21 protein-coding genes, 1 tRNA gene and 2 pseudogenes are annotated in these 22224 nt (G+C 56.7%); 21 read left to right on the forward strand and 3 right to left on the reverse strand.

What is annotated here, in order from left to right; translation table 11 throughout:
* Positions 1-13: 13 nt before the first annotated feature.
* Positions 14-90 (forward strand) — tRNA-Met (locus ACR0CR_RS19975).
* Positions 91-920: 830 nt separating this feature from the next.
* Here the strand turns inward: ACR0CR_RS19975 and ACR0CR_RS19980 are convergent.
* Positions 921-1118 (reverse strand): annotated as a pseudogene (locus tag ACR0CR_RS19980) (IS3 family transposase); the annotation flags it as partial.
* Here ACR0CR_RS19980 and ACR0CR_RS19985 point away from each other — a divergent pair.
* The 12 genes and pseudogenes from ACR0CR_RS19985 to ACR0CR_RS20040 all read left to right on the forward strand — a co-directional run.
* Positions 1117-1254, forward strand: a pseudogene (locus tag ACR0CR_RS19985) (IS3 family transposase); the annotation flags it as partial. The pseudogenes ACR0CR_RS19980 and ACR0CR_RS19985 overlap by 2 nt on opposite strands.
* A gap of 325 nt (positions 1255-1579) precedes the next feature.
* Positions 1580-3289 (forward strand): peroxidase family protein, encoded by a 1710-nt coding sequence (locus ACR0CR_RS19990; RefSeq protein WP_480602579.1) that lies wholly within the window; start codon positions 1580-1582, stop codon positions 3287-3289.
* Positions 3290-3292: 3 nt separating this feature from the next.
* A complete protein-coding gene (locus ACR0CR_RS19995) occupies positions 3293-4162 on the forward strand; it encodes a hypothetical protein (RefSeq protein WP_480602581.1) in 870 nt (289 codons plus the stop codon).
* Positions 4162-5514: an NADH:flavin oxidoreductase gene (locus tag ACR0CR_RS20000; RefSeq protein ID WP_480602584.1), complete on the forward strand. Its 1353-nt coding sequence runs from the start codon at positions 4162-4164 to the stop codon at positions 5512-5514. The genes ACR0CR_RS19995 and ACR0CR_RS20000 overlap by 1 nt, the downstream gene beginning before the upstream one ends.
* Positions 5511-7046: a c-type cytochrome gene (locus ACR0CR_RS20005; protein ID WP_480602585.1), complete on the forward strand. Its 1536-nt coding sequence runs from the start codon at positions 5511-5513 to the stop codon at positions 7044-7046. The genes ACR0CR_RS20000 and ACR0CR_RS20005 overlap by 4 nt, the downstream gene beginning before the upstream one ends.
* A gap of 15 nt (positions 7047-7061) precedes the next feature.
* On the forward strand, positions 7062-7484 hold the full coding sequence (locus tag ACR0CR_RS20010) for a hypothetical protein (protein WP_480602588.1): 423 nt from the start codon (positions 7062-7064) through the stop codon (positions 7482-7484).
* Positions 7485-7626: 142 nt separating this feature from the next.
* On the forward strand, positions 7627-7998 hold the full coding sequence (locus ACR0CR_RS20015) for a YciI family protein (RefSeq protein WP_480602590.1): 372 nt from the start codon (positions 7627-7629) through the stop codon (positions 7996-7998).
* 4 nt (positions 7999-8002) lie between these two features.
* Positions 8003-9238 (forward strand): RNA polymerase sigma factor, encoded by a 1236-nt coding sequence (locus ACR0CR_RS20020; RefSeq protein ID WP_480602592.1) that lies wholly within the window; start codon positions 8003-8005, stop codon positions 9236-9238.
* Positions 9239-9306: 68 nt separating this feature from the next.
* Positions 9307-9699 (forward strand): VOC family protein, encoded by a 393-nt coding sequence (locus ACR0CR_RS20025; RefSeq protein WP_480602595.1) that lies wholly within the window; start codon positions 9307-9309, stop codon positions 9697-9699.
* A gap of 19 nt (positions 9700-9718) precedes the next feature.
* A complete protein-coding gene (locus ACR0CR_RS20030; RefSeq protein WP_480602598.1) occupies positions 9719-10117 on the forward strand; it encodes an MAPEG family protein in 399 nt (132 codons plus the stop codon).
* Positions 10117-10461 (forward strand): TfoX/Sxy family protein, encoded by a 345-nt coding sequence (locus tag ACR0CR_RS20035; protein WP_480602602.1) that lies wholly within the window; start codon positions 10117-10119, stop codon positions 10459-10461. The genes ACR0CR_RS20030 and ACR0CR_RS20035 overlap by 1 nt, the downstream gene beginning before the upstream one ends.
* Before the next feature lie 12 nt (positions 10462-10473).
* Positions 10474-11139 carry a DUF2461 domain-containing protein gene (locus tag ACR0CR_RS20040; protein WP_480602605.1) on the forward strand — a complete coding sequence of 222 codons (666 nt, stop codon included), beginning with the start codon at positions 10474-10476 and terminating at the stop codon, positions 11137-11139.
* Positions 11140-11145: 6 nt separating this feature from the next.
* Here the strand turns inward: ACR0CR_RS20040 and ACR0CR_RS20045 are convergent, their stop codons facing one another.
* On the reverse strand, positions 11146-11832 hold the full coding sequence (locus ACR0CR_RS20045) for a GntR family transcriptional regulator (RefSeq protein WP_480602607.1): 687 nt from the start codon (positions 11830-11832) through the stop codon (positions 11146-11148).
* Between the two features lie 102 nt (positions 11833-11934).
* Between ACR0CR_RS20045 and ACR0CR_RS20050 the strand changes: the two genes are divergently transcribed.
* The 7 genes from ACR0CR_RS20050 to amaB all read left to right on the forward strand — a co-directional run bounded on the left by ACR0CR_RS20050 (position 11935) and on the right by amaB (position 19567).
* On the forward strand, positions 11935-12537 hold the full coding sequence (locus ACR0CR_RS20050) for an amino acid synthesis family protein (protein WP_480602610.1): 603 nt from the start codon (positions 11935-11937) through the stop codon (positions 12535-12537).
* Entirely contained in the window at positions 12509-13357 is an 849-nt protein-coding gene (locus tag ACR0CR_RS20055; RefSeq protein ID WP_480602614.1) for an alpha/beta fold hydrolase, read from the forward strand. The genes ACR0CR_RS20050 and ACR0CR_RS20055 overlap by 29 nt, the downstream gene beginning before the upstream one ends.
* The gene (locus tag ACR0CR_RS20060) at positions 13344-14261 is read left to right on the forward strand and encodes a flavin reductase family protein (RefSeq protein ID WP_480602617.1); all 918 of its coding nucleotides are present in this window, start codon (positions 13344-13346) and stop codon (positions 14259-14261) included. The genes ACR0CR_RS20055 and ACR0CR_RS20060 overlap by 14 nt, the downstream gene beginning before the upstream one ends.
* Before the next feature lie 3 nt (positions 14262-14264).
* Positions 14265-15302, forward strand: coding sequence for an LLM class flavin-dependent oxidoreductase (locus ACR0CR_RS20065; RefSeq protein ID WP_480602620.1), 1038 nt, complete (start codon positions 14265-14267; stop codon positions 15300-15302).
* Between the two features lie 19 nt (positions 15303-15321).
* Positions 15322-16785 (forward strand): aldehyde dehydrogenase, encoded by a 1464-nt coding sequence (locus ACR0CR_RS20070; RefSeq protein WP_480602622.1) that lies wholly within the window; start codon positions 15322-15324, stop codon positions 16783-16785.
* A gap of 160 nt (positions 16786-16945) precedes the next feature.
* On the forward strand, positions 16946-18052 hold the full coding sequence (locus ACR0CR_RS20075; protein WP_480602624.1) for a saccharopine dehydrogenase family protein: 1107 nt from the start codon (positions 16946-16948) through the stop codon (positions 18050-18052).
* Positions 18053-18070: 18 nt separating this feature from the next.
* Complete coding sequence (gene amaB / locus ACR0CR_RS20080) at positions 18071-19567, forward strand: L-piperidine-6-carboxylate dehydrogenase (RefSeq protein ID WP_480602626.1); 1497 nt, start codon at positions 18071-18073, stop codon at positions 19565-19567.
* 36 nt (positions 19568-19603) lie between these two features.
* Here the strand turns inward: amaB and ACR0CR_RS20085 are convergent, their stop codons facing one another.
* Positions 19604-21181 carry a DUF5928 domain-containing protein gene (locus ACR0CR_RS20085; protein WP_480602627.1) on the reverse strand — a complete coding sequence of 526 codons (1578 nt, stop codon included), beginning with the start codon at positions 21179-21181 and terminating at the stop codon, positions 19604-19606.
* A gap of 140 nt (positions 21182-21321) precedes the next feature.
* Between ACR0CR_RS20085 and ACR0CR_RS20090 the strand changes: the two genes are divergently transcribed.
* Entirely contained in the window at positions 21322-22140 is an 819-nt protein-coding gene (locus ACR0CR_RS20090) for a sulfotransferase family protein (protein ID WP_480602629.1), read from the forward strand.
* Positions 22141-22224: the final 84 nt, after the last annotated feature.

A 22224-nucleotide genomic window follows, 5' to 3' on the forward strand; every position in this document is an offset into this window, starting at 1 on the left:
TTTCCGACCCTGTCGCGGGATGGAGCAGCCCGGTAGCTCGTCAGGCTCATAACCTGAAGGTCGTAGGTTCAAATCCTACTCCCGCAACCAGCGTCACAGAACCGCCCGTAGCACAAACGCTGCGGGCGTTCTGCTTTGTGCCGAGCGCCAAAAGACCCGCCAACTCTCCAACGAGTTCTATGGTAAGTCGTCCGTCATTGGGCAGCAGTCGAATCTCGGACAACAATCCACGAATGGGGCCAGTCTTTATAAAGAAGAACAAGAGGGACGGGCTCAGACATCTGTCTCGCCTTTCCGAGCTTGATGAGAGGTCTGAGTCAATCTAAGCGGTAACCATGTATGCAAAGAACCTATCAATTCTTCTTCATCGCGAACTTTCCGAACCGCATTCATACGGTGAAACCCTAAAACGATTTGAAAGCCTTCGCGGGTACGGACAGCTTCCACGTGGGCGGGACAAGGCAGCGCAACGTCTCACAAACGACGAGATCGCGCGCGCTGTTTTAGGCTATGTACCCACGCTAAGTGGGTGGGCTGGGCACGTAGCACTGATAATGAGCGATCTTAGGCCTGTTGGTGGCGTCTCTGCGTCGTTTAAGGAGGCAACCTCCCTTAGCGAAGCGATGTCTGCTCTGCTCAGCAAAGATGAACACTGCAATGCCCTCGTGTCGCTCACGCTTTGGCGCTGTCTGGCACTTGGATGTCCGTTTTGCTAGGCTCAACTATGGATGTGGGTCCGCTTTGGGCTGCGAGCAGCCGATGATACGAAAGGCAGCGAATAGCCGTAGAGAGCCGATAGTGTTGAAAAAGTCAGAATTTCCTGGCTCTCAGTTTTCCGCAAAAATTCAGAACATGAGTAAAGTCGTGTCGGTTTGCGCTCAACAGGTCATGAGCGCCACATACAGCGCCGCATTGATGATTTAGGCCACTTTCCGTTCGAATGCGACCAGGCTTTTCCAGTCCAACGCTGCATGGCGACGCCGCGGATTGTAAAACCCGTTGATGTACTGGAAGATGGCCAGTTCAGTATCTCGCCATACCTGCCACTACCTTGGCCAAATCAGCTCTGTCTTAATCGTTTTGAAGAAGGCTTCCACCGCTGAGTTGTCATAGCGGTTGCATTCACGTCATGTGATCGGTTGGGTCACTTCGAACCGAATGAAGCGCGATCTGGTGATCTGGGCATTGAAAATGGCCATCGCGCTGCGGCAGCCGCCCAAGGGAAGCATTCGTAACACGGGCCGCGATAGCCAATAATGTTCTCACGATTGTCAGGAAACCGCGACGCGTCCAGTTTACTTAACGAGCAAACCTCGTCAGGCAACAGGTCTTGCGCGGTCTTCCCAATAAGTCTCTGACTGCCAGGAACACCTGACCTGTCAATGGCGCAGGATTTGTGATATGCACAATCAATTGTTTGATTATTGTCACATTTTCTTCCTTGAGGGCATTCCCGGTGTTCGAAAGATTTATGGATACTCTGCTTGGCAGATTCGCCCTGCTTTCTCAAAGATTTAGGGTTTGGCACGCTTGGCCGTTTCTTCCTGCGCTAGCGATTATTCTCGGCCACCGCGTGAACATGCGAAACAACAATCTGATTGATACCGAAACCGCGCCCTTGGACAGCGATCGTCCAGAGGATTTCGACATCATCGGCTGGCGCACGCCGGACGGGCGATTCAATGACCTTGCCGAGCCGCGTATGGGGGCAACGGGCACAAGATTTGGACGCAACGTGCCGATGAAGGACACGTATCCGCCGTCAGAAAAAGACCTGATGGATCCAAGTCCCCGGCTGGTGAGCGAGAAACTTCTGAAGCGGAACGAATTTGTTCCTGTACCACACCTGAACGTGCTGGCGGCCGCATGGATTCAATTCATGGTTCATGACTGGTTGAGCCATGGTTCCAACGACCCGGATGCGGAACCGCTTGATATCCCGTTGCCGGAAGGTGACGACTGGCCGGGCGGTAAGATGACCGTGCGGCGCACCATGCCGGACCGGGACTTGAATGACGCAGATGCCAACCGGCCTCCGACATTTCGCAATGTCGAAACAAGCTGGTGGGATGGGTCGCAGGTTTATGGTTCGACGGAAGAACGTCTGCGATTTGTTCGAACCGCCAAGCTTAAAGGTCAGCCAACGTCTGCAGAGATCACGTTGGAAAACGGCCTCTTGCCGGTGGACAAGCGAGCGAAACGCAAGGGCCAGGAGTTGGCTGGGGTCAATGGAAACTGGTGGACGGGGCTGTCGGTTCTGCACACGCTTTTCGCCCGTGAGCACAATGCGATCGTTGCCCGCCTTCGTATAGATCATCCGGACGAAAGCGAAGATTGGCTGTTTCACAAGGCGCGCCTTGTGAATGCAGCGCTAATGGCCAAGATCCACACTGTCGAGTGGACGCCTGCCTTGATGGACAGCCCCGAAGGCAGAATGGCGATGCGCGGCAATTACTGGGGCCTGATGGGCGAAACCGTATTCAATGCTCTGGGCCGGGTCTCGGACAGTGAGGTTTTGTCGGGCATTCCTGGCTCGCCGCAAGACCATCACGGCAGCCCGTATGCGATGACCGAAGAGTTCGGCTCGGTCTATCGGCTACATTCATTGATGCCGGATCGTTTCAGTTTTCGCAGCCGAATTGATAACGCACTGCTGCGCGAAGCCGGACTTACCGAAGTGTCAGGTCCCGGTGCCCGAAAGCTCTATGATGAGCTAAGCTTTGACGACGTGTTGTATTCCCTGGCGACAGAGAACCCTGGCGCATTGGTTCTGAATAACTTCCCGGAAACGCTGCGACGGTTGGACAAAAAGGTCGAAGCGAACATCTTTATCGATTTGGCCGCCGTGGATGTATTGCGAGATCGCGAGCGTGGCGTTCCCCGATACGCTGACTTTCGTGAAGCGATTGGCGCAACCAGACCGGACACGTTCGAGGATATCACCGACGACACCGATTGGCAGGCCGCGTTGCGCGATGTCTATGGCACGGTCGACAAGGTCGATCTGTTGGTCGGTACACTGGCCGAGGCAAAGTCGAAGAACCAACCGCCGCGGTTCGGTTTTTCTGATACGGCATTTCGCATCTTTATTCTGATGGCCTCACGCCGGTTGAAAAGTGACCGGTTCTATACCGATGATTTCCGGCCCGAGATTTATACCGAAGCAGGGTTCCGGTGGGTTGCGGAAAACGGGTTCAAGGACGTGGTTCGTCGTCACTGTCCTGATCTGGCCGAGGCAATGGGGGATGCGCGAAATCCGTTCTTCCCGTGGCAAATCGCGGGGACCTGAGCCGTGGCCCGTCACATTCGCATCCCGCTGCTTGCAGATTTGATATTGACCGATGATGTCGAGGAAATCCGTCAACTCGCTGACCATTCGGCGCTGGACCGAGATTTCGACTTGGGCGGGCCAGTCGCAAACAGGGTGTTGTCGCGGCGGGTGAAAACCGCGCTGTCGCTGGACGGTGCGGCGCTGCCAAGTGCAATGATGCGAGGTGATGCGAAACGGGCCGCATTTTCCAAGGACCTTTCCGAGATTTTTGTGCCCGGAAATTGGGACACGGACACGATGGCGCAAATTGTGGCCTATGTGCGCGGAGGTCAGACCGGCAGCGCTGGTGTTCTTGCCCAGCAGATCACGGGACGGGTTTTCGACGCAAGCTACACCGCCGCTGACGAGACGTGGGAGGCAGCGTTGGCCATCGAAACGCACCTTCGGTCGTCCAACCCTATCCAAAGGTTGGTTCGGTTCTTTGCAGGATCACTCAGGAAGGCCCAACAGACGTTGGGCCGCGCGTCAAACGACAGTCTCGGTGCCGTTCATGGAACCGGCATCGCGGTGCACAATCTGGCACTTGGCCTTGATCGGTTGCGCGACGACTGGGCGGACGAGTCACTCAGGACGCGTCTGAACCCACAGCAGGCGGCCCTGCGCGCGGTCGCGGCACCGCGCACCGTCATGCGGGTTGCCAAACGGCATTGCGACTCGATTGGTGGACGCCTTCGCCCTGGCACTCTGGTGGCGATGAATACGCGTGCGGCTGCAAGCGTGGGAATGAATCCCGAGCCAGCTTTCCTCAGCGAAAGCTGGAGTCATTGTCCCGCAGAAAAATGGGTTCTGGCGCTATTGGCAGAGATCTGGAGACAGGCGGGGGACGCTTGATGGACAATGACGTAATCTTCACCCCGCTGAAGTTTCGGAACCTTGAGGTTGAGAACCGGGTCTTCAGATCGAACATTTCGGGCCGTTTCGATGCGGAAAACGGCGCGCTGACACAGACTCGGATCAATTGGGAGTGCAAGTTTGCACGCGGCGGCGTTGGCGCGGTGATTTCATCCTACGTCCCGGTGCGCATGGATGGACGGATCATTGCAGGTTACGCCACCATTCATACAGACGAGTTCATTCCGCTTTGGCAGAAACTGGGCGAAGCGGTGCGCGCCAACGGGTCTAAATACATAATCCAGCTGTCGCATTCAGGGCGGCAGATGGATTTGCCGGGAATTCACAATCAACATCGTCCAACGCCAAGCCCGACAAACGCGTATGAGACCTTGCACGGTTTCCCCACCCGCGCCATGAGCACCGCCGAGGTGAGGGAGATGGTCGCCGATTTCGCCCAGGCCGCCTGGCGGGCGCGCGAGGCGGGATTGGATGGTGTCGAGCTGCATGCCGCAAACGGATATTTGTTCACGCAATTTCTGAGCTCAGCAATCAACGACCGGACTGATCTTTACGGTGGTTCATTGCGCAACCGCGCGCGGTTCTTGCTGGAAGTGATCGAAGCCATCCGCGACAAGGTCGGGCGTGACTTTCATCTTCAGGTCAAGCTGTCTGCTGTCGATCATAACAACGTCATTCCATGGGAAGGTCGCGGCAACACATTGTCGGACACTGTTCAGGTTGCGCAATGGTGCGAAGCGGCCGGGGTTGATGCCTTGCATATCTCAACCGGATCGATGTTTCCGCATCCGATGAACCCGCCCGGTGATCTGCCGCTAGAAGTTCTGGCCGTGACCTATGACGCTATGATCGCGTCGGGGACAAATGGGTTCCGGAACTTTCTGTTTTTTCGGTTCCCTATGTTGCGCCCCCTGTTCCTGTGGCTGTGGTTCAGGCTGAAGAAAGGCCGAGCGGATGAGGGGATCAGTCTGGAAGAATGCCGCGCGATCAAACAGGCCGTCAGTATTCCGGTCATCAATACCGGCGGGTATCAGAATGCTCGGGTGGTGCGGGACGCAATCACTTCGGGTGGGTGCGACGGTGTGTCGATCGCACGCGCGCTGGTGGCCAATAATGACCTGATAAAGCACTGGGCCGCGGGCCGGGACGAGCCCCCAAAACCTTGCACGCGATGCAACAAATGCCTGTGCAATGCGCCAAAACACCCGATGGGCTGTTACGAGGAAGACAGGTTCGAAAGCCGCGATGCGATGATCGAGGAACTGATGTCGATCTATGAGACCAAACCAGTTCTGCAGATTCCGACTCCGATTCCGGAGGCGGCGGAATGAAGAACGAACCCGTCACTTTTGTCGAAATGGCCCTGCAGGACCGGCGCCGCAGGCGGCTACCTTTGACCATTCTCGTGGCCCTTGTCGCCTTGGCCGGGTTGCTGGCATTGGTCGCGGCCTGTTGGCTGTTGCTGGCTTTGTTGCGCGCAGGCCCCGAACATTTCAAGGACGACACGCAGCATTTTTTACACGGATCAATAGGATCGGAAACGTCCAGCGGCCTGCCCTACGAAGTCTGGCAAGCGCTACCGTACCTCTTTCCGGACGCATTTGATGGTAAAACAACTTATGAAGCCTTTGGATTTCTGTATCAGGAAGATGAAAAAGGCCGCAGTGATCTGCCCATCGGCATATCCCGTCGGGATCAACTTGGCCTGACACTTGTCTGGTTCAACTGCGCTGTCTGCCACGCAGGCACGTATCGCGAAACCGAAGGTGCCGATCCCGTGATCGTGCCGGGGATGCCGTCAAACAACCTTCAATTCCATGCCTTCATAGAATTCCTGTTGGACGCATCGACAAGCCCAAAGCTCGCCGCTGAACAATTGTTTGAGGCCATTGACGAAAGTGGCAATCGACTGGGGCCGATCAAACGCCTGTTCTGGCGGCTCGCCGTGGTTCCGCGCATACGGGAAGAGTTGCTTGCAACCCGCAATGCGTTGCAGCCCCTTTTGGCGCGACAGCCGGAATGGGGACCGGGGCGCGTCGACACGTTCAACCCGTATAAGGTTCTGGAATTTGACATGGATGCGGATGCGCTGACCCCGCAGGAGGTTATCGGCGCATCTGATTTTCCGTCCATTTTCCTGCAAGGTCCGCGCGACGGAATGCAATTGCATTGGGACGGCAACAACCACTCGCTTGCCGAGCGTAACTTGTCAGCCGCTCTGGGTGCCGGCGTCACGCCGGATACAGCAGATCACGCGCGCATAGAACGGGTTGCCGCGTGGCTGACTGATTTGCCTGCGCCACAAAGCCCGATTCCAGTGGAAGCTGAATCGGCGGCGCGTGGGGCGGAGCTTTATGCGGTTTACTGCCTGGATTGTCATGGCCGTCAGACCGAAACGGGATACGAGTTTTCCGGAGATCAGCTAGGAACGGTGATGCCGGTGGACGCTGTCGGAACAGATCGGGCCAGGCTCGACAGCTACACGACCGAATTCCAGCGGCGGCAGTTGGATGAGTTGTTCGCCGACTCGCGCCATGCGTTCCGGCATTTTCAAAAGACGGATGGCTATGCGAACATGCCTTTGGACGGGCTGTGGTTGCGCGGTCCATATCTGCACAACGGCTCCGTTCCGACTCTGGCGGACTTACTAAAGGCCCCCGACGACCGACCCGTTAAGTTTAAACGCCGTTCAGATGTGATCGACATGCAAAACGGTGGGTTCGTCTCGCCGACGTGCGAGGATAACGGCGCGTTCTGCTTTGATACGACGCAGCCCGGGAACTCGAATTCGGGCCACGTCTACGGAACCCAACTGAGCAATGCGCAAAAGGCGGACCTGCTCGAATACCTCAAAACGTTCTAAGGAAGGAGGCGCGACATGACCGATACACTGTCCGTCAGTTGGACCCGAGCCCAAGCTGATGAGAGGATCAAAACGCACCGCCGCGTGTTCGGACTGGCGTTGGGTCTTCAGCTGGTCATCGGGGCGCTGTTTCTGTTTTTTCCGGCCTTTTCTCTGGGCGTTGTCGGTCTGCCGGCCGGTGCGGAAAACCCATGGCCTTCGGTCTGGGGTGCAACACTGATTTTCGTCACCGTCATGCAAATTCCCGGCGCGCTCGATCCGGTTCATCAGCGTTATCCGAATGTCATAGCCGTGCTGGGACGCCTGCTGATGGTGCTGACCTTTGTCACGCACGGGGGACCGTTTCTTTGGTTTGCCGCATTTGATGCGATCTTTGGTGCGCTCATCTTTGTGTGTTTCCGCCGTTTGGTCATCGCGGAATTGATGTCGCGCCCGTAAGTAGACTGTCAAAGGTGATCTGATCATCGGCACAGGCGTCACCGCCCGATCCAACATAATTGATCTTTGACCAGCCCAATTGTCGGGTTTGCCTAATTTGGCGCGTCCTTGCAGCATGGGACAACTGACTCGGAGATGATCAATGATTTACGTGATTTCCATTTACGGAGAGGCCGGCGTGTTCGATGCCTTGCCCGAAGCGCGCCAAAACGAATTGATGGAAGGCCACGTCGCATTGCAGGCGGCGCTGCGGGCGCGTGGTGACTTTATCTCGATCAAGCTGATGCCGCCCAGTGCCGCTGTGACGATCGATCCGGCATTGACGGTCGATCAGCCTCCTTTGGTCGTGGACGGACCGTTTGCCGAAACCAAAGAGAGTTTTCTGGGGCTTTATGCTGCCGAGTTCAGTGATCTGGAAGAGGCATTGGAATATGCCAAGATGATTTCATCGCCGGTGGCTCGGCTGGAAGTGCGCCCTGCTGCTTGGGCTGGTGGCACGATGTCGCTGGATTGACCCAGTGTCGGAATGGCTAGAAGCCACTTTTAGCCTTCATAGGCCGCGAGCGCTGGCTGCCCTGACGCGGTATTTCCGCGACATTGATGTTGCCGAAGACGCCTTTTCTGACGCCTGCCTCAAGGCCTTGAACGCCTGGCCAACAGATGGCGCACCGCGTGATCCATTGGGCTGGTTGCTTGCCACTGCCCGAAACGCCGGGCTGGACCGAGTGCGCAAGGCGCAACGGCAGCAGGCCATTTTAGTACGACACAGCCCGGAGTTTGAACCGATGGCTGAAATACCTCTGGACCCTGATGAACTGCGCGACGATGTATTGCGGCTATTGTTCATTTGTTGTCACCCGGCCTTGGAACAGCGTGATCAGATTGCGCTGGCCTTGAAGATCGTCGCGGGGCTGAGTGTCGGGGAAATTGCACGCGGTTTTCTGGTCAAGCCCAAGGCCATGGAGCAGCGGATTACGCGTGCCAAGAAAAAGATAGCCTCGAATCCGGTCGCGTTCGAAACACCCAGCCCGCAGGAGCGTGGTACCCGGTTGGGCGAAGTGTCCGCGATGATCTACCTGATGTTCAATGAGGGATGGTCAGCCTCAGGCGGGGAAACCCAGATCAAACTGACCCTGTGCGAAGAAGCAATCCGTTTGTCCCGCGTGCTGGTTGAGCTTTTTCCAGCGATGGGCGAGCAGATCGCCCTGTTGTCCCTGATGCTTTTGCAACACGCGCGGCGGGAGGCCCGGCAGGACAGCTTTGGGCAGCTTGTGCCGCTTGACCAGCAGGACCGCACGCTTTGGAACGGTCAGGACATTGCCGAGGGGGCTGCTTTGCTGCAAAAAGCGCAGCGGATCAATCACCACGGTCCCTACCTCATGCAGGCGGCGATTGCGTTCGAACACGCGCGGGCGCGTATACCGTCTCAAACCAATTGGGGCGCGATCGAGGCCCACTACGCAGCACTCTACAGATTGCAACCAACACCCGTGATCCGGCTGAACTTGATTGCCGCGCAAGCCAAGACGAAGGGCCCGGAGCATGCGCTGACAGCTCTGCGCGCGCTGGAAGACAAGCTGTCCAATTATCGCTGGTTTCATGCATTGCGGGGTGGCCTGCTGTCAGAGACGGGGGACTACAAGGCCGCCCTGTTGGCATACGAAACCGTACTTTCCCTGGGCGTGACAGACCCGGAAAGTGTTGTGGTTAATGAAAAAATTGAAATCTGCAAAAAAGAATTGTCGCGGCTGTAGGTCTGCCCCAGTCTCGTGCGTCCTTTGATCGTACCCGCATGCTGCGGGTTGAGCCAAAGGAGATGAAGATGAGTATTCTTGAGATGACAACCGTTGGGAATTCCGGCTGGATCGGACATTCCGGCCCCGATCAGGGGAAGGCCAAGGCTTTTTACAAAGATGTTCTGGGTTGGTCGATCAACGACATGCCGATGCAGGATGGATCAAGCTATTCGGCTGCGATGGTCGGAGAAACAGCGATCGGCGGGTTCTCACCCGTGCCCGAGGACAGCGGCAGTTGGACTATCTTTTTCACGGTTCCGGATGTTGATGCCAGCGTCGCGGCTGCAACGGAACGTGGTGCCACAGTATTGCAACCGTGTGTCGATATGCCGGGCGTCGGGCGGGTGGCCACGTTGACCGATCCGCAGGGCGCGCGATTTGCATTGATCACTTATGAGAGCATGGCGGCACAGAATTGATCGGGAAGGGAGGCGACCAATGGAAGACATTCCATATATTGCGATTGGCCTGACGGCGATTTTCGTTCTCATGAGCATCCCGATGGCGATTTCGGTTGGCTTGCGCCGCACCGCGACCGGCATTTCGTTGCTACATGGCGATGATGATGACTTGCTTCGCCGCATACGCGCACATGGCAATTTCATCGAATACGTGCCGCTGGCGCTGCTGATCTTGGCGGCGGCAGAGGTGGTTGGGGTCTCGGCTTGGATCGTGGCCGGGTGCGGTGTTGTTCTGTTGTTGGCGCGTGTGCTGCACTATTTCAGCCTTCGCGCAGGCGTGGACACCAAAGGCCGCGCGCTTGGGGCTGCTTTGACGACAGCCACGATGGCGGTGCTGGCCGTCGCCGTGCTGTGGCGCCTATTCGAGGCCTCCTGATGCCGATTGATGAAGCATTGGCCAACCGCATGCGCCTTACTCTCGAGGGGCATGCGGGAATATCCGAGAAACGCATGATGGGCGGGATCTGCTTTTTCCTGAACGGAAACATGCTGAGCGGCGCGCGACGGGACAAAGACGGCATAGCCCGTTTCATGTTTCGCGTCGGCAAGGACCGAGAAGCGGACGCTCTGGCTTATCCGACCGCCTTGCCAGTTATTCACGGGACGCGAAAACTGGGCGGCTTTGTGCACGTTGTCGATACAGATTGCGATGACACCGCGTTGCGCAGGTGGCACCAGATGTGTCTTGAACATGCCGCTGCGCTGCCTGCGAAATCCTGAATGGAGGGAAACATGACCAGTTTCGCCCACTTCTCACCCGAGGCGCTGCGTTTTCTGACCGAACTTAAAGACAACAACAACCGGGAATGGTTCGCGCAAAACAAGGGAACTTTTGAGGCGGAAATCAAAGCTCCGACCAAGCTGTTTTTGACCGCCATGTGCGACGCATTGAAAGACGCGACCGGACAAGCGCATGGTGGCAATATCTATCGGATCAACCGCGATGTTCGGTTTTCCACCGATAAACGGCCTTACAACGCGCATGTTCATGTCTCTTTTGCCCCGGAAAGCAAAGCGGCCCAACCGCCCATGTGGTTTTTTGGTTTGTCACCAGAGAAGCTGTCGCTGGGGTGCGGTGTGTTTCAGTACGACAAAGAGACGCTGCCGGTTTTTCGAGATGAAATGGCCGGGCCAAAGGGTGCCACGTTGACAAAGCTATCTCAGGAAATGGCCGCTGCAGGCGTCCGGATTTCCGAACCGCAGCTCAAGCGGGTTCCATCTGGGTATGACAAAGATCACCCCAATCAAGAGGCGCTGCGGCGAAAAGGATTCTCGGCCTGGCTCGATATCGGTGACGCTGGGTTTGTGACATCCCCGCATCTGGTAAAGCGAACCACGGCCGAGTTGATGAAGCTCAGGCCTGTTTTTGCATTGCTGAATGAGATTGGACCGACGTAAACGGTTTCAATCCGTACTGGATTCGCTGGCAAGCAGCTTTTCAGCGACTTGAGTAGTATCGTCCAAATGTCGCGAGACGGCCAATTCGGCGATGTCGGCATCCCCTGAAAGGATTGCGTTCCGTATGGCTTGCATGTGCTTGATGCCTGGTTGAGCTCGATCAGTGTGCGCCAAAGTCATCATCCGAAGCCTGCTGATCCGCCCATTCAATCTTTGGACCACTTCGAGCGCTATGGTGTTACCGGCGCCACGAAAGATCTCGGCATAAAACTGGGCTGACGCGCGGAACAAAACACCGGGAACCTTGTCAGCAAAGGCGGCTTCAAGCGCGTCATACGCCACGTTCAATTTGGTTCTAATGTCATCGGTAAGGCCCGCTGCGCATGCACGAGCTGCTGCGATTTCCAGTGCGCGGCGTATTTCATAGATTTGCCGCGCGTCTTCCCAGCTCATGCGGGATACGATCGGACCACGGCCGGGCAGAATTTCCACCAGACCTTCAGCTTCCAAGTAACGGATCGTTTCGCGCACAACGGTGCGACTGACGCCAAGTTGCTCGCACAGCGGACGCTCGACCAAACGTTCTCCGGGCTTGAAACGCCCGTCGATAATCGCGTCGCGCAGCTGATCCTGCACGATATCGCGGAGCGTGACCGGGGTGTGAGACACTTTGGTAAGGGCGGGCGTGTTCATCTTCGAAGGAGTAGCAAAAGAAGGACTTCCAATTCAAGTATGATTGACTTCTTGTCATATGGTATACCATATTACGAGTGGAATCAGCTACCGGAGATACCAGTGCCTGCCGAAATCCGAAAAACTCTGCTGCACGTTGAAGATACCCTGATCGAAGGCGGCAAATTTGCAGAGCGTCCGTTGAAAATGATTGCCGCGCTGGCCGTTTTGCGAAACCCGTGGGCGGGGCAAGAATTTGTCGATGACCTCAAGCCCGGTATTTTGGACTGCGCGCCCGGACTTGGGCAGACGCTGACCGAAATGGTGATAGATGCCGCGGGCGGTGGGGACCGGATCGAAGGGTACGGAAAATCAGCGGTTGTCGGCGTGAATGGCGAAGTTGAGCATGGCTCGGCGCTGATCCACACATTGCGGTTCGGTAACTTCTTTCGCGAAGCAGTGGGGGCCAAGTCCTATCTTGCATTCACGAACACAAGAGGGCCGGCAAACGCTCCGATCCATATTCCGCTTATGGACAAAAACGATGGGGGCCGCCGCAGCCACTATCTGACCATTCAGGTTCAGATCGCCGACGCGCCAGCGCCGGATGAGATCGTCGTGGCGCTGGGCGCTTCGATTGGTGGCCGACCGCATCACCGCATCGGCGATCGCTACCAAGATCTGAAAGAGCTGGGCCATGACATTGAAAACCCTGCTGCTGTCTGACCCAGCAAAGCAAGTGTCCTACTGGATCGGCGGGCCGGAGCATCCGGGGGCGTCCGCGCCGATCATATTGCTCCACGGTGTCGGTCTTCAATCTGCCGCGTGGGATGCTCAGGCCAAAACACTCGCGAATTCCCAAACTGTTGTTGCCCTTGATTTGCCGGGGCACGGCGCAAGTTCTCCGCTATCGCAAGACGCCGCATTACCAGCCTTCGTGGATTGGCTCGCAGAGGTTCTGGACGCAATGCAAATCGAACGTGTCATATTGGTGGGCCATTCGATGGGCGCGCTGATCGCAAGCGGATTTGGCGCGACCTGGCCGGAGCGGACCGAGGGAGTTGCTCTGTTAAACGGCGTGTACCGTCGGGATCCATTGGCACGAGATGCCGTTATTCAACGTGCGAAGTCCATCGGTACGGGTTCGTTTGACATTGAAACACCGTTGAACCGTTGGTTCCCAAACCGCGCCAGCTATCAGGAAGCGCGCGCAAAAACCGCCCAATGGTTGTCCGAGGTCGACATCGGCGGTTACGCTACAGCATATGCGGCCTTTGCCGAGGGTGACGAGACTTACGCGGAAGAATACCCAAAGATCGCTTGCCCGTTTCTGGCTGTAACGGGCGAGTTGGATCGAAACTCAACACCCGCAATGTCACACACGATGGCAAGCGAAGTTCGACATGGGAAAGCCATAGTCGTCAAAGGCCACGGGCATATGATGTGTTTAACGGCTGCGGATCGCGTGACCGAGATATTGGTCGATTGGCTGGTCGCAAACGAACTGGGTGCGCAATTGAAAGTTTCGAGCCATGACCGGAATTGATCCTCGTGCCCTACGCGACGCCTTCGGCACGTTCCTCACTGGCGTGACAGTGGTAACGACGCTGGACAATGCGGGTGGGCCGGTGGGGTTTACGGCGAATTCCTTTACCTCCGTGTCGCTGGACCCGCCGTTGATCCTGATTTGCATCGCCAAAACCTCGGGCAATTACGATACGTTTTCGCGCAGCACGGGTTTTGCAGTGAACGTTCTGAGCGATGCGCAAAAGGATGTGTCAAACACGTTCGCCCGACCCGTGGAAGATCGGTTTGCGACTGTCAGTTGGACGCCCGGCCCCAATGGCGCACCCGTCCTTGACGACGTGTCAGCCTGGTTCGATTGCGCGACGCACCAAACTGTGGATGCGGGGGATCATCTTATCCTGATCGGCAAAGTCGAAGCATTCGCAAATTCGACGCAGCCCGGTCTGGGCTATGCGCGAGGGGCCTATGTCACGCCTGCGGTCGAGGCTGAGGCTATGACCACCCGAAAGGACATACTGGTGTCAGCTCTGATCGAATACCGGGGCAAAATCCTGCTGGTCGATGACGGCCACGGCCACGTAACTTTGCCTGAGGCCCGTGTTGGGCGGGATGGCGTGACACAAGCGCTGCAGCAGCTTATCGCTAGGACAGAAACAACAGCGGCCCCAGGATTTGTATATTCCGTCTATGAAGATGAGGCGCGCCAGACGCAGCATTTCTCGTTCCTGTGCCAGGCCGAAGATCAATCATCGCGACAAGGGGTTTTCACCGAACTGACCGAGGCGACCCTGACAGACATCAGCGACCCGGCGATGTGCGCAATGCTGGAACGATTTGCTGAAGAAAGTCGGATGGGAAACTTTGGTGTCTACCTGGGCAGTGAAATCAGCGGCAACGTAAGACCGGTTGCAAAAAGGGATTGAGAGATGGAGTTTTCGCTTTTTGTGCATATGGAGCGCATTGACCCGGAGCAGGATCAAAAGCAGCTATACGACGAATTTGTCGAGCTTTGTAGAATCGCGGATGCAGGTGGAATGCGCGCGATCTGGACGGGCGAGCATCACGGAATGAACTTCACCATCGCGCCCAACCCGTTCCTGAATCTGGTCGATATTGCCCGGCATACCAAGAACGTGCGCCTTGGAACCGGCACTATCATAGCTCCGTTCTGGCACCCGATCCGGTTGGCCGGAGAGGCTGCGATGACCGATATCATCACCGATGGCCGGCTGGAGTTGGGCATCGCGCGCGGTGCATATTCATACGAATACGAACGCCTGATGCCCGGCATGGACGCATGGGAGGCTGGTCAGCGGATGCGCGAGTTGGTTCCGGCGGTTCAGGCCTTGTGGGACGGGGATTACGAACACGAGGGTGAATTTCACACATTTCCCCGAACGACATCAGTTCCCCAACCGCTGCAGCCATCCGGTCCGCCGATCTGGATTGCGGCCCGCGATCCCAACAGTCATGAATTTGCCGTCAGTAACCGATGCAATGTGCAGGTAACGCCCTTGTGGAACGGCGATGATGAGGTGCGGGACTTGATGTCAAAATTCAATGACGCATGCGAAAAGTTTCCTCAGGTGCCTCGGCCAGACATTATGTTGCTGATGCACACCTATGTTGCGCATAGTGACGAGGACGCGAAGGATGCAGCGGTCGAGTTAAACCGGTTTTACAACTATTTCGGTGCTTGGTTCATGAACAAACGCGAGATAAGTCAGGGTCTGATGGCTCCGCTGAGCGACGAGGAAATCGCCGCGCATCCGTTCTATTCACCGCAAGCGCTGGAACGTGATCTGGTCATTGCGACACCTGATAAAGTGATCGAACGATTGAAATCTTACGAAGCGCTGGGCTACGACGAATATTCGTTTTGGATCGACAGCTCGATGAGTTTCGAGCGTAAGAGGGCGTCGCTGGAACGGTTCATTGCCGAGGTCATGCCAGCCTTTCAATAGTGCAACCGGAGGCGCAACGATGCAGCTTTTTCAACATTACATCGCCGGTGAGTTTGCTGATGGCGCTGGCCGGATCGACAGCATTGATCCTGCGACGGGCAAAGTCTGGGCGCAAATGGCCAAGGCTGACATAAGCGACGTGAACAGGGCTGTCGCGGCCGCTGGGTTTGCATTCGAGGCTCCGGAATGGGCGGAGATGACGGCGACAAACCGTGGCAAGCTGCTGATGCGTCTTGCGGACTTGATCACGGAACACGCGCTGCGACTTGCCGAGATCGAAACCCGCGACACCGGTAAGATCATTCGCGAGACAAGCGCGCAGATCGCTTATGTCGCTGAATACTATCGGTATTTCGCGGGCCTTGCCGACAAGATCGAAGGCGCGCATCTGCCAATCGACAAACCGGACATGGAGGTCTGGTTGCGGCGCGAGCCTGTGGGCGTGGTCGCGGCGATCGTGCCGTGGAACTCTCAGCTGTTTTTGTCTGCTGTCAAAATCGCGCCTGCGCTGGCCGCGGGATGCACGGTCGTTCTGAAAGCCTCCGAAGACGCCCCGGCCCCTATGCTGGAATTCGCCAGGCTGTTCGATCAGGCCGGATTTCCAAAAGGAGTTCTGAGCGTTCTGACAGGGGGCCCGGACATCGGCTCGGCACTGACGTCTCATCCGGATATTGACCATGTCGCCTTTACCGGTGGACCGGAAACGGCGCGTCATGTGGTGCGAAACTCGGCCGAGAATTTGGCGTCCACGTCGCTGGAACTGGGCGGCAAATCCCCGTTCATAGTTTTTGAGGACGCCGATCTGGAAAGCGCGGTCAACGCGCAGGTTTCGGGAATTTTCGCCGCCACCGGACAAAGCTGCGTGGCGGGCTCACGTCTGGTCGTGCAAGCTTCGATCAAGGATGAGTTTCTACAACGACTGAAAGACAAAGCCGAGGGCGTCGTTATCGGCCCGCCCGGCGATATGGAAACCGAGGTCGGACCCCTGTGCACTTTGCGTCAGCGTGATCATGCCGTGGACCTCATCCGTCGGTCAGTCGAGAATGGGGCAAAGGTCGTCACGGGTGGCTCGGTTCTGTCGGGCGAGGGGTTCTACTTTCCGCCCACTATCCTGGACTGTTCCGATGCACCCGACGCCCCTTGCCTGACATCCGAGTTCTTTGGACCGGTTTTGTCCGTCGTCTCATTTGACGACGAGTCCGAAGCCATTCGTATCGCCAATGATACGGCCTTTGGTCTGGCATCTGGTGTGTTTACGCAAAACCTGACCCGCGCCCACCGCATGATCCGCAAAATTCGCGCCGGAATTGTGTGGGTGAACACCTACCGCGCGGTCAGCCCCATCGCACCGTTCGGTGGCTTTGGACTGTCCGGCCATGGGCGCGAAGGCGGGTTACAGGCGGTTCTGGACTATACCCGGGTCAAATCGGTCTGGTTGCGCACCAGCGATGATCCCATTCCCGATCCTTTTGTGATGCGGTGATCGAAGCTCAGCCCGTCGACGCGCCTCAGCGCATTGGTTCCGACATAATGGCAAGATATCCGACGATATGACGAAAATGTCCGGCGTTTCGTCATGATATGCCCTGCGCGTCGAACAATTTGCTCTCCATACTGAAGAAAACAGAGTTTGGAGGCGCAGAATGAGCTGGGAAATATGTGTGGTTGGGGCTGGAAAGATTGGCCAGATGATCGCCGTGATGTTGAAGGCATCACCGCATTATTCGGTGACTGTCGCTGATCATGACCTCTCTGCGTTGTCCGCGTTCAAAAAGCTGGGCATACCGACGCGGCAAATCGATGCAAAAGACGAGCGCAGTCTTGTCCGCGGCCTGGAAGGTTTTGATGCAGTCGTGTCAGCCGCGCCATTCTTTCTGACCCCGGCCATTGCCAGGGCCGCAAAGACAGTCGGCGCGCATTACTTTGATCTGACCGAGGATGTTCAGGCCACAGATGCGGTACGAAAACTGGCCGAGGACTGCAAAACAGCGTTCATGCCGCAATGTGGTTTGGCACCCGGCTTTGTCGGCATTGCCGGTGCAGCGCTGGCGCGGGAATTTGATGAAATCGACAGCCTGCAACTGCGCGTTGGTGCTCTGCCGCTCTATCCGACAAATGCGCTGAAATACAACCTGACCTGGTCAACCGATGGGTTGATCAACGAATACTGTAACCCGTGCGATGCGATTGTGAACGGTCAGCGCGTCAAAACCGCGCCGCTTGAGGATTACGAACGCATTGGCCATGACGGTGTAGAATATGAATGTTTCAACACCTCCGGAGGTCTAGGCACGTTGCCTGAAACACTGGAGGGCAAAGCTCGGGCGGTGTCCTATCGCTCGATCAGATATCCGGGGCATCGCGACATTCTGCGGCTTTTGCTGAACGACCTGGGGTTAGAACGCCGCCGCGATCTGATGAAGGACATCTTTGAAACGGCCTTGCCGCGCACCGATCAGGATGTTGTTCTTGTCTACTGCACGGCAAAGGGCCGGATCGACGGTGCCCTGCGCGAGAAATCTCTGATCAATAAAAGCTATGCCCGCACAATCAACGGTCAGGTCTGGAGCGCCATTCAGGTCACCACCGCAGCGGGCGTACTGGGTGCAGTTGATCTGATGCGGACGGGTGCTTTGCCGACGCACGGCTTTGTGCGGCAAGAACAGGTCAATCTGACCGACTTCCTGAACACCGAATTTGGCCAGCTCTATCGCGCTGGTGACGTAACCGAACAGAACAAGGCGGCCTGAGAAATGAAAGACATCGTGATGACAGCCCAAACCACACTCGCCAATCTGGACCTGACAGAGGCCGAGCTGTCCGGCGGCACTTTGGTCGTACGCTCGCCCATCGACGGCAGCACTCTGGCCGAAGTGCATGAGACACCCCCATCGGACATGGCGTCAATATTTGCCAACGCCAAGACGGCGTTCAAGGCATGGCGCACCGTTCCGGCCCCGCGCCGAGGCGAGTTGATCCGCCTGCTGGGCGAAGAACTGCGCGCTGCCAAAGATGATCTTGGTGCCTTGGTCAGTTGGGAGGCCGGAAAGATCACATCCGAAGGCTTGGGCGAAGTTCAGGAGATGATCGATATCTGCGACTTTGCTGTCGGGTTGTCGCGTCAGCTTTATGGTCTGACCATCGCCTCAGAACGGCCCGGACACCGGATGATGGAGACTTGGCACCCGGCGGGTCCGGTTGGCGTGATCTCGGCTTTCAACTTTCCCGTCGCGGTCTGGTCTTGGAACGCGGCCATCGCGCTGGTTTGCGGTGACCCGGTCATCTGGAAACCGTCTGAGAAGACACCGCTGACCGCAATGGCCTGTCAGAAGATTTTCGAACGTGCGCTGGCGCGATTTGGGGACGCGCCTGATCATTTGTTGCAAACCCTGATCGGCGGAGCCGCACTGGGCGAGGCGCTGGTTGCCAGCGAAGACGTTCCGATCATCTCGGCCACCGGCTCTACCCGGATGGGACGGGCCGTAGCGCCTGTCGTGGCGCAACGGTTCGGTAAGTGCATCCTGGAACTGGGTGGCAACAACGCAATGATTGTTGGCCCGTCTGCCGATCTTGAAATGGCCGTGCGTGCAATTGTGTTTTCGGCCGTCGGCACGGCGGGTCAACGCTGCACCACATTGCGCCGTCTGATCGTGCATAACTCAATCCGCGCGGACCTGGTCGAGCGGCTCAAGAAAGCCTATGCCGGGTTGCCCATCGGCAACCCCCTGACCGAGGGCACTTTAATTGGCCCGTTGGTGGATGAGGCTTCGGGTGCTGCGATGACTGCTGCGCTGCAGGCCGCCAAATCCGAAGGCGGAACAGTCTTCGGCGGCAACCGGGTGACCGAGGGCGTGCCAGATGGCGTCTATATGCAGCCCGCAATCGTCGAGATGCCCGACCAATCCGCAACGGTCAAGGCCGAGACCTTCGCGCCAATCCTTTATGTGATGGGTTACGACGATTTTGATGATGCCATAGAACTGCAAAACGATGTGCCGCAGGGTCTGTCCTCGTGTGTGTTCACCCTGAACATGCGTGAAGCCGAACAGTTTCTGACCGCAGCCGGATCAGATTGCGGTATCGCCAACGTCAATATCGGGCCGTCCGGGGCCGAAATCGGCGGCGCATTTGGCGGCGAGAAAGAAACCGGAGGGGGGCGTGAAAGCGGGTCGGACGCGTGGAAAGCCTATATGCGTCGCCAGACCAACACGGTGAACTATTCCGCCGAGTTACCTTTGGCGCAGGGCGTCAAATTCGACATCTGAATCTGAAACCCGGCGATGCCGCCGGGTTTTCGCGGCTCAGTCGGCGAACAGGTAATCCAGCCGCATTATGGCCTGCGCCTTTTCCGGTGTAACACCTAAGAATGCGGCAATTGCCAATTCGTTTTCCGAACGCGCGCCAGCTTCCCGGATCCGAAGATACCCGTCCAGCCCCGCACTCCGGATTAACTCGGATTCATAGGCCATAGAATTGCGCAGAGCGGGCACCAGGGCGGCTACGTTTTTGGTTGGGCTGTGCTCTCCGGCCAGCCCAATACGACGTGCGTGACCGATCAGATAGTCGTCAGAGTATTCGCACTCGATCTCCAGCACTCGGGTTTTTGCCTGGTCGCTGCAGAAATCCTGAATGATATCCAAACTCGCCGGGTCAACGCATATTGCCAGCTTGTCGGACTGAAAGCTTTCATACAGCATCCGCACAACCGCACGTCTGTGTCGTGATCGTTTCAGGAGCGTTTTTTCAATTCCGCCTAGATCCGGCAGGGCGGTTTCCTCTTCGTTGAACAGGTATTCGATGCAGGGAATTTCGGTTTCCGAGACGATCTGATCAACCAGACGCTTCGCAACGTGCCACTTCTTGCACACGATCAGATAGATTTCCCGTTCGGGACCCAGCGTATTTCCCGCTTCCCAGAACCGCTGCCCATGGCGTCGTCCAACCCGACCACGACCAGTCAGAAAGCCAAAGAGACTGCGACCCTCGTCCGAGATCTGAAATTCAACCCCTTTTGCCGCATAGAGTTTACCCAGTCGATCCTTAAGTTCCTGCGCCTCAGGGCTGATCTTGCGAGCAAACAGGTAGTCCTGCCCCAGCAGCAGGTCGTAGTGATCATTATAGAATGTTACGGGCATTCCATAATCCGAGAACATCAGGAACGTGAGTGTCCGGCTTTCGATTTCTTCGCGTGGGATCAAGTGGCGCACGAGAGTTTGAAAAAAGGTCTCATCCGGAATCCAGGTGGTCGAAAAAAAGCGGATCACATCCGGACGCTGGCGCAGAAAGTCCAGGATCATCTCGACCGTCCGACGGCGCAGGCACCACCATTGGCTACCGATCATAACCTGAATGTCGGCGGGGATGTCGCGTGTCAGTCCAAATCGTTTTTGCAACTCGTACGCGACATAGAACAACGTGCTTTGAGTGCGTTCGTTGAAATAGTGCCTGTAGACCAGCCGGTCCCTTTTCATCCCGGTCTTGATCCAGTTGCTTTCAAAAAAGTCGTGACTCTCGATGAAGTCTTTGTCGGTTTCGTTGAGTAAGTCATGGGCATATTCCGCCGTTTTGATAGCCATGCAATCGCCGGACAGCATGTAGAAATGCGTGGCGCGCGGAAAGGCTTCGACGGCGGCGGTCAGGGCGTTCAGAGTCGCCTGAACCAGCGACCATTCGCCCCAACCGCATTTGATCCGCCTTGCGGCAAAGGTGACGTTCGGATTGTCCTTCAAGGCATCCCGAATTTCGGAATACGCTGCGGCACTGGCGCGGGCGTCAAAATGTATCGCCATGCAATCGCCGGCAGCGGTAAGTTGCCCAGCCTGTGCAATGATCGCCTCGGGGTCTTTGTGGCACAGTAATATATAGGCAATTCTGGCCATTTGCTTTCACGAATTCCGTTTCTGCCCGTTTGCAACCGTGATACTGAGGATGAGCGATTGAATAAACAGAATATTTTTGGTTTTTTGGCACCAAAGGCGGGGACCCATTCGGTCTACAACCCGTTCAGGAGGCGCAGCAGATGAGTTTTCCCGGCACCTGGATGACCGAGAGCGAAAGCATGGTGTACCGCGTGGTGCCAAAATGCGCCTGTTCGACCATTGGTCAGATCATGTATTTCTCGGACCATGGACAGTTTTTTGACGGCGACATTCATGATGCGCAGGACGGTCTGCATAAGTGGGCGTTTGAACGGAGCCGGGATCAGATTACCGGCAACGTTCAGAACCACAAGTCCTATGCCTTTACATGCGTGCGGAATCCGTACACGCGGATTCTCAGCTCATTCTTCGACAAGATCTGCGGCATTCAGAGAAACGGGAAACGCTATCGTGGCAATCTGGTGCCGACGCTGATCTACAACTATGGGATCGATGTGGGCGGCAAGGACGGTAAGGGCGAGTTCGACCAGATTGCCAGTTTTCGCCGGTTCCTGCTGTTTGCCCGCGACACGATCCGGTGGCGCAGGCCAATGGACCCCGACATACACTGGTCGGCCATGTCCGGCCATGTTTCGACTTTTATCGTGAACGGCGGGCGGTACGATCGGATATTTTGGACGGAAAAGTTCAATGACGGGATGCAGGATGTTCTTAACCACCTGAAGACTCCGCATGCCGTAAGCCTGCCGGAAATCCCACGGTTCAACGAATCCGAAGGGCATGGGCCAAAGCGCGCGCATCCGGTCGAGGACTATTTCGACGACCTGTCGATGCATCTGGTCTATGAAATCTACAAACAGGATTTTGAGCTGTTCAAATATGATTTCGAAAACCCCGCCAACAAATTGCCGATCAGTGAGATTGATCTGGACGAAGTTCACGCGAAGCTCGGGGATTGAGCCAATCCGGAAGCACTCCCGCCCATCGTCAATGTCTCTGGCGAGACATCTCCTCTGGTTGGGCCCGGCGCCGCGCGTAGCGCG

It is taken from the genome of Ruegeria sp. AM2 (genome assembly GCF_056540685.1).

Coding starts and splice junctions, on each gene's coding strand:
- ACR0CR_RS19990 (WP_480602579.1), top strand. CDS start 1,580: ATGCGAAACAACAATCTGATTGATACCGAAACCGCGCCCTTGGACAGC.
- ACR0CR_RS20000 (WP_480602584.1), top strand. CDS start 4,162: ATGGACAATGACGTAATCTTCACCCCGCTGAAGTTTCGGAACCTTGAG.
- ACR0CR_RS20005 (WP_480602585.1), top strand. CDS start 5,511: ATGAAGAACGAACCCGTCACTTTTGTCGAAATGGCCCTGCAGGACCGG.
- ACR0CR_RS20010 (WP_480602588.1), top strand. CDS start 7,062: ATGACCGATACACTGTCCGTCAGTTGGACCCGAGCCCAAGCTGATGAG.
- ACR0CR_RS20015 (WP_480602590.1), top strand. CDS start 7,627: ATGATTTACGTGATTTCCATTTACGGAGAGGCCGGCGTGTTCGATGCC.
- ACR0CR_RS20025 (WP_480602595.1), top strand. CDS start 9,307: ATGAGTATTCTTGAGATGACAACCGTTGGGAATTCCGGCTGGATCGGA.
- ACR0CR_RS20030 (WP_480602598.1), top strand. CDS start 9,719: ATGGAAGACATTCCATATATTGCGATTGGCCTGACGGCGATTTTCGTT.
- ACR0CR_RS20035 (WP_480602602.1), top strand. CDS start 10,117: ATGCCGATTGATGAAGCATTGGCCAACCGCATGCGCCTTACTCTCGAG.
- ACR0CR_RS20040 (WP_480602605.1), top strand. CDS start 10,474: ATGACCAGTTTCGCCCACTTCTCACCCGAGGCGCTGCGTTTTCTGACC.
- ACR0CR_RS20045 (WP_480602607.1), bottom strand. CDS start 11,832: ATGAACACGCCCGCCCTTACCAAAGTGTCTCACACCCCGGTCACGCTC.
- ACR0CR_RS20055 (WP_480602614.1), top strand. CDS start 12,509: ATGACATTGAAAACCCTGCTGCTGTCTGACCCAGCAAAGCAAGTGTCC.
- ACR0CR_RS20060 (WP_480602617.1), top strand. CDS start 13,344: ATGACCGGAATTGATCCTCGTGCCCTACGCGACGCCTTCGGCACGTTC.
- ACR0CR_RS20065 (WP_480602620.1), top strand. CDS start 14,265: ATGGAGTTTTCGCTTTTTGTGCATATGGAGCGCATTGACCCGGAGCAG.
- ACR0CR_RS20070 (WP_480602622.1), top strand. CDS start 15,322: ATGCAGCTTTTTCAACATTACATCGCCGGTGAGTTTGCTGATGGCGCT.
- ACR0CR_RS20075 (WP_480602624.1), top strand. CDS start 16,946: ATGAGCTGGGAAATATGTGTGGTTGGGGCTGGAAAGATTGGCCAGATG.
- amaB (WP_480602626.1), top strand. CDS start 18,071: ATGACAGCCCAAACCACACTCGCCAATCTGGACCTGACAGAGGCCGAG.
- ACR0CR_RS20085 (WP_480602627.1), bottom strand. CDS start 21,181: ATGGCCAGAATTGCCTATATATTACTGTGCCACAAAGACCCCGAGGCG.
- ACR0CR_RS20090 (WP_480602629.1), top strand. CDS start 21,322: ATGAGTTTTCCCGGCACCTGGATGACCGAGAGCGAAAGCATGGTGTAC.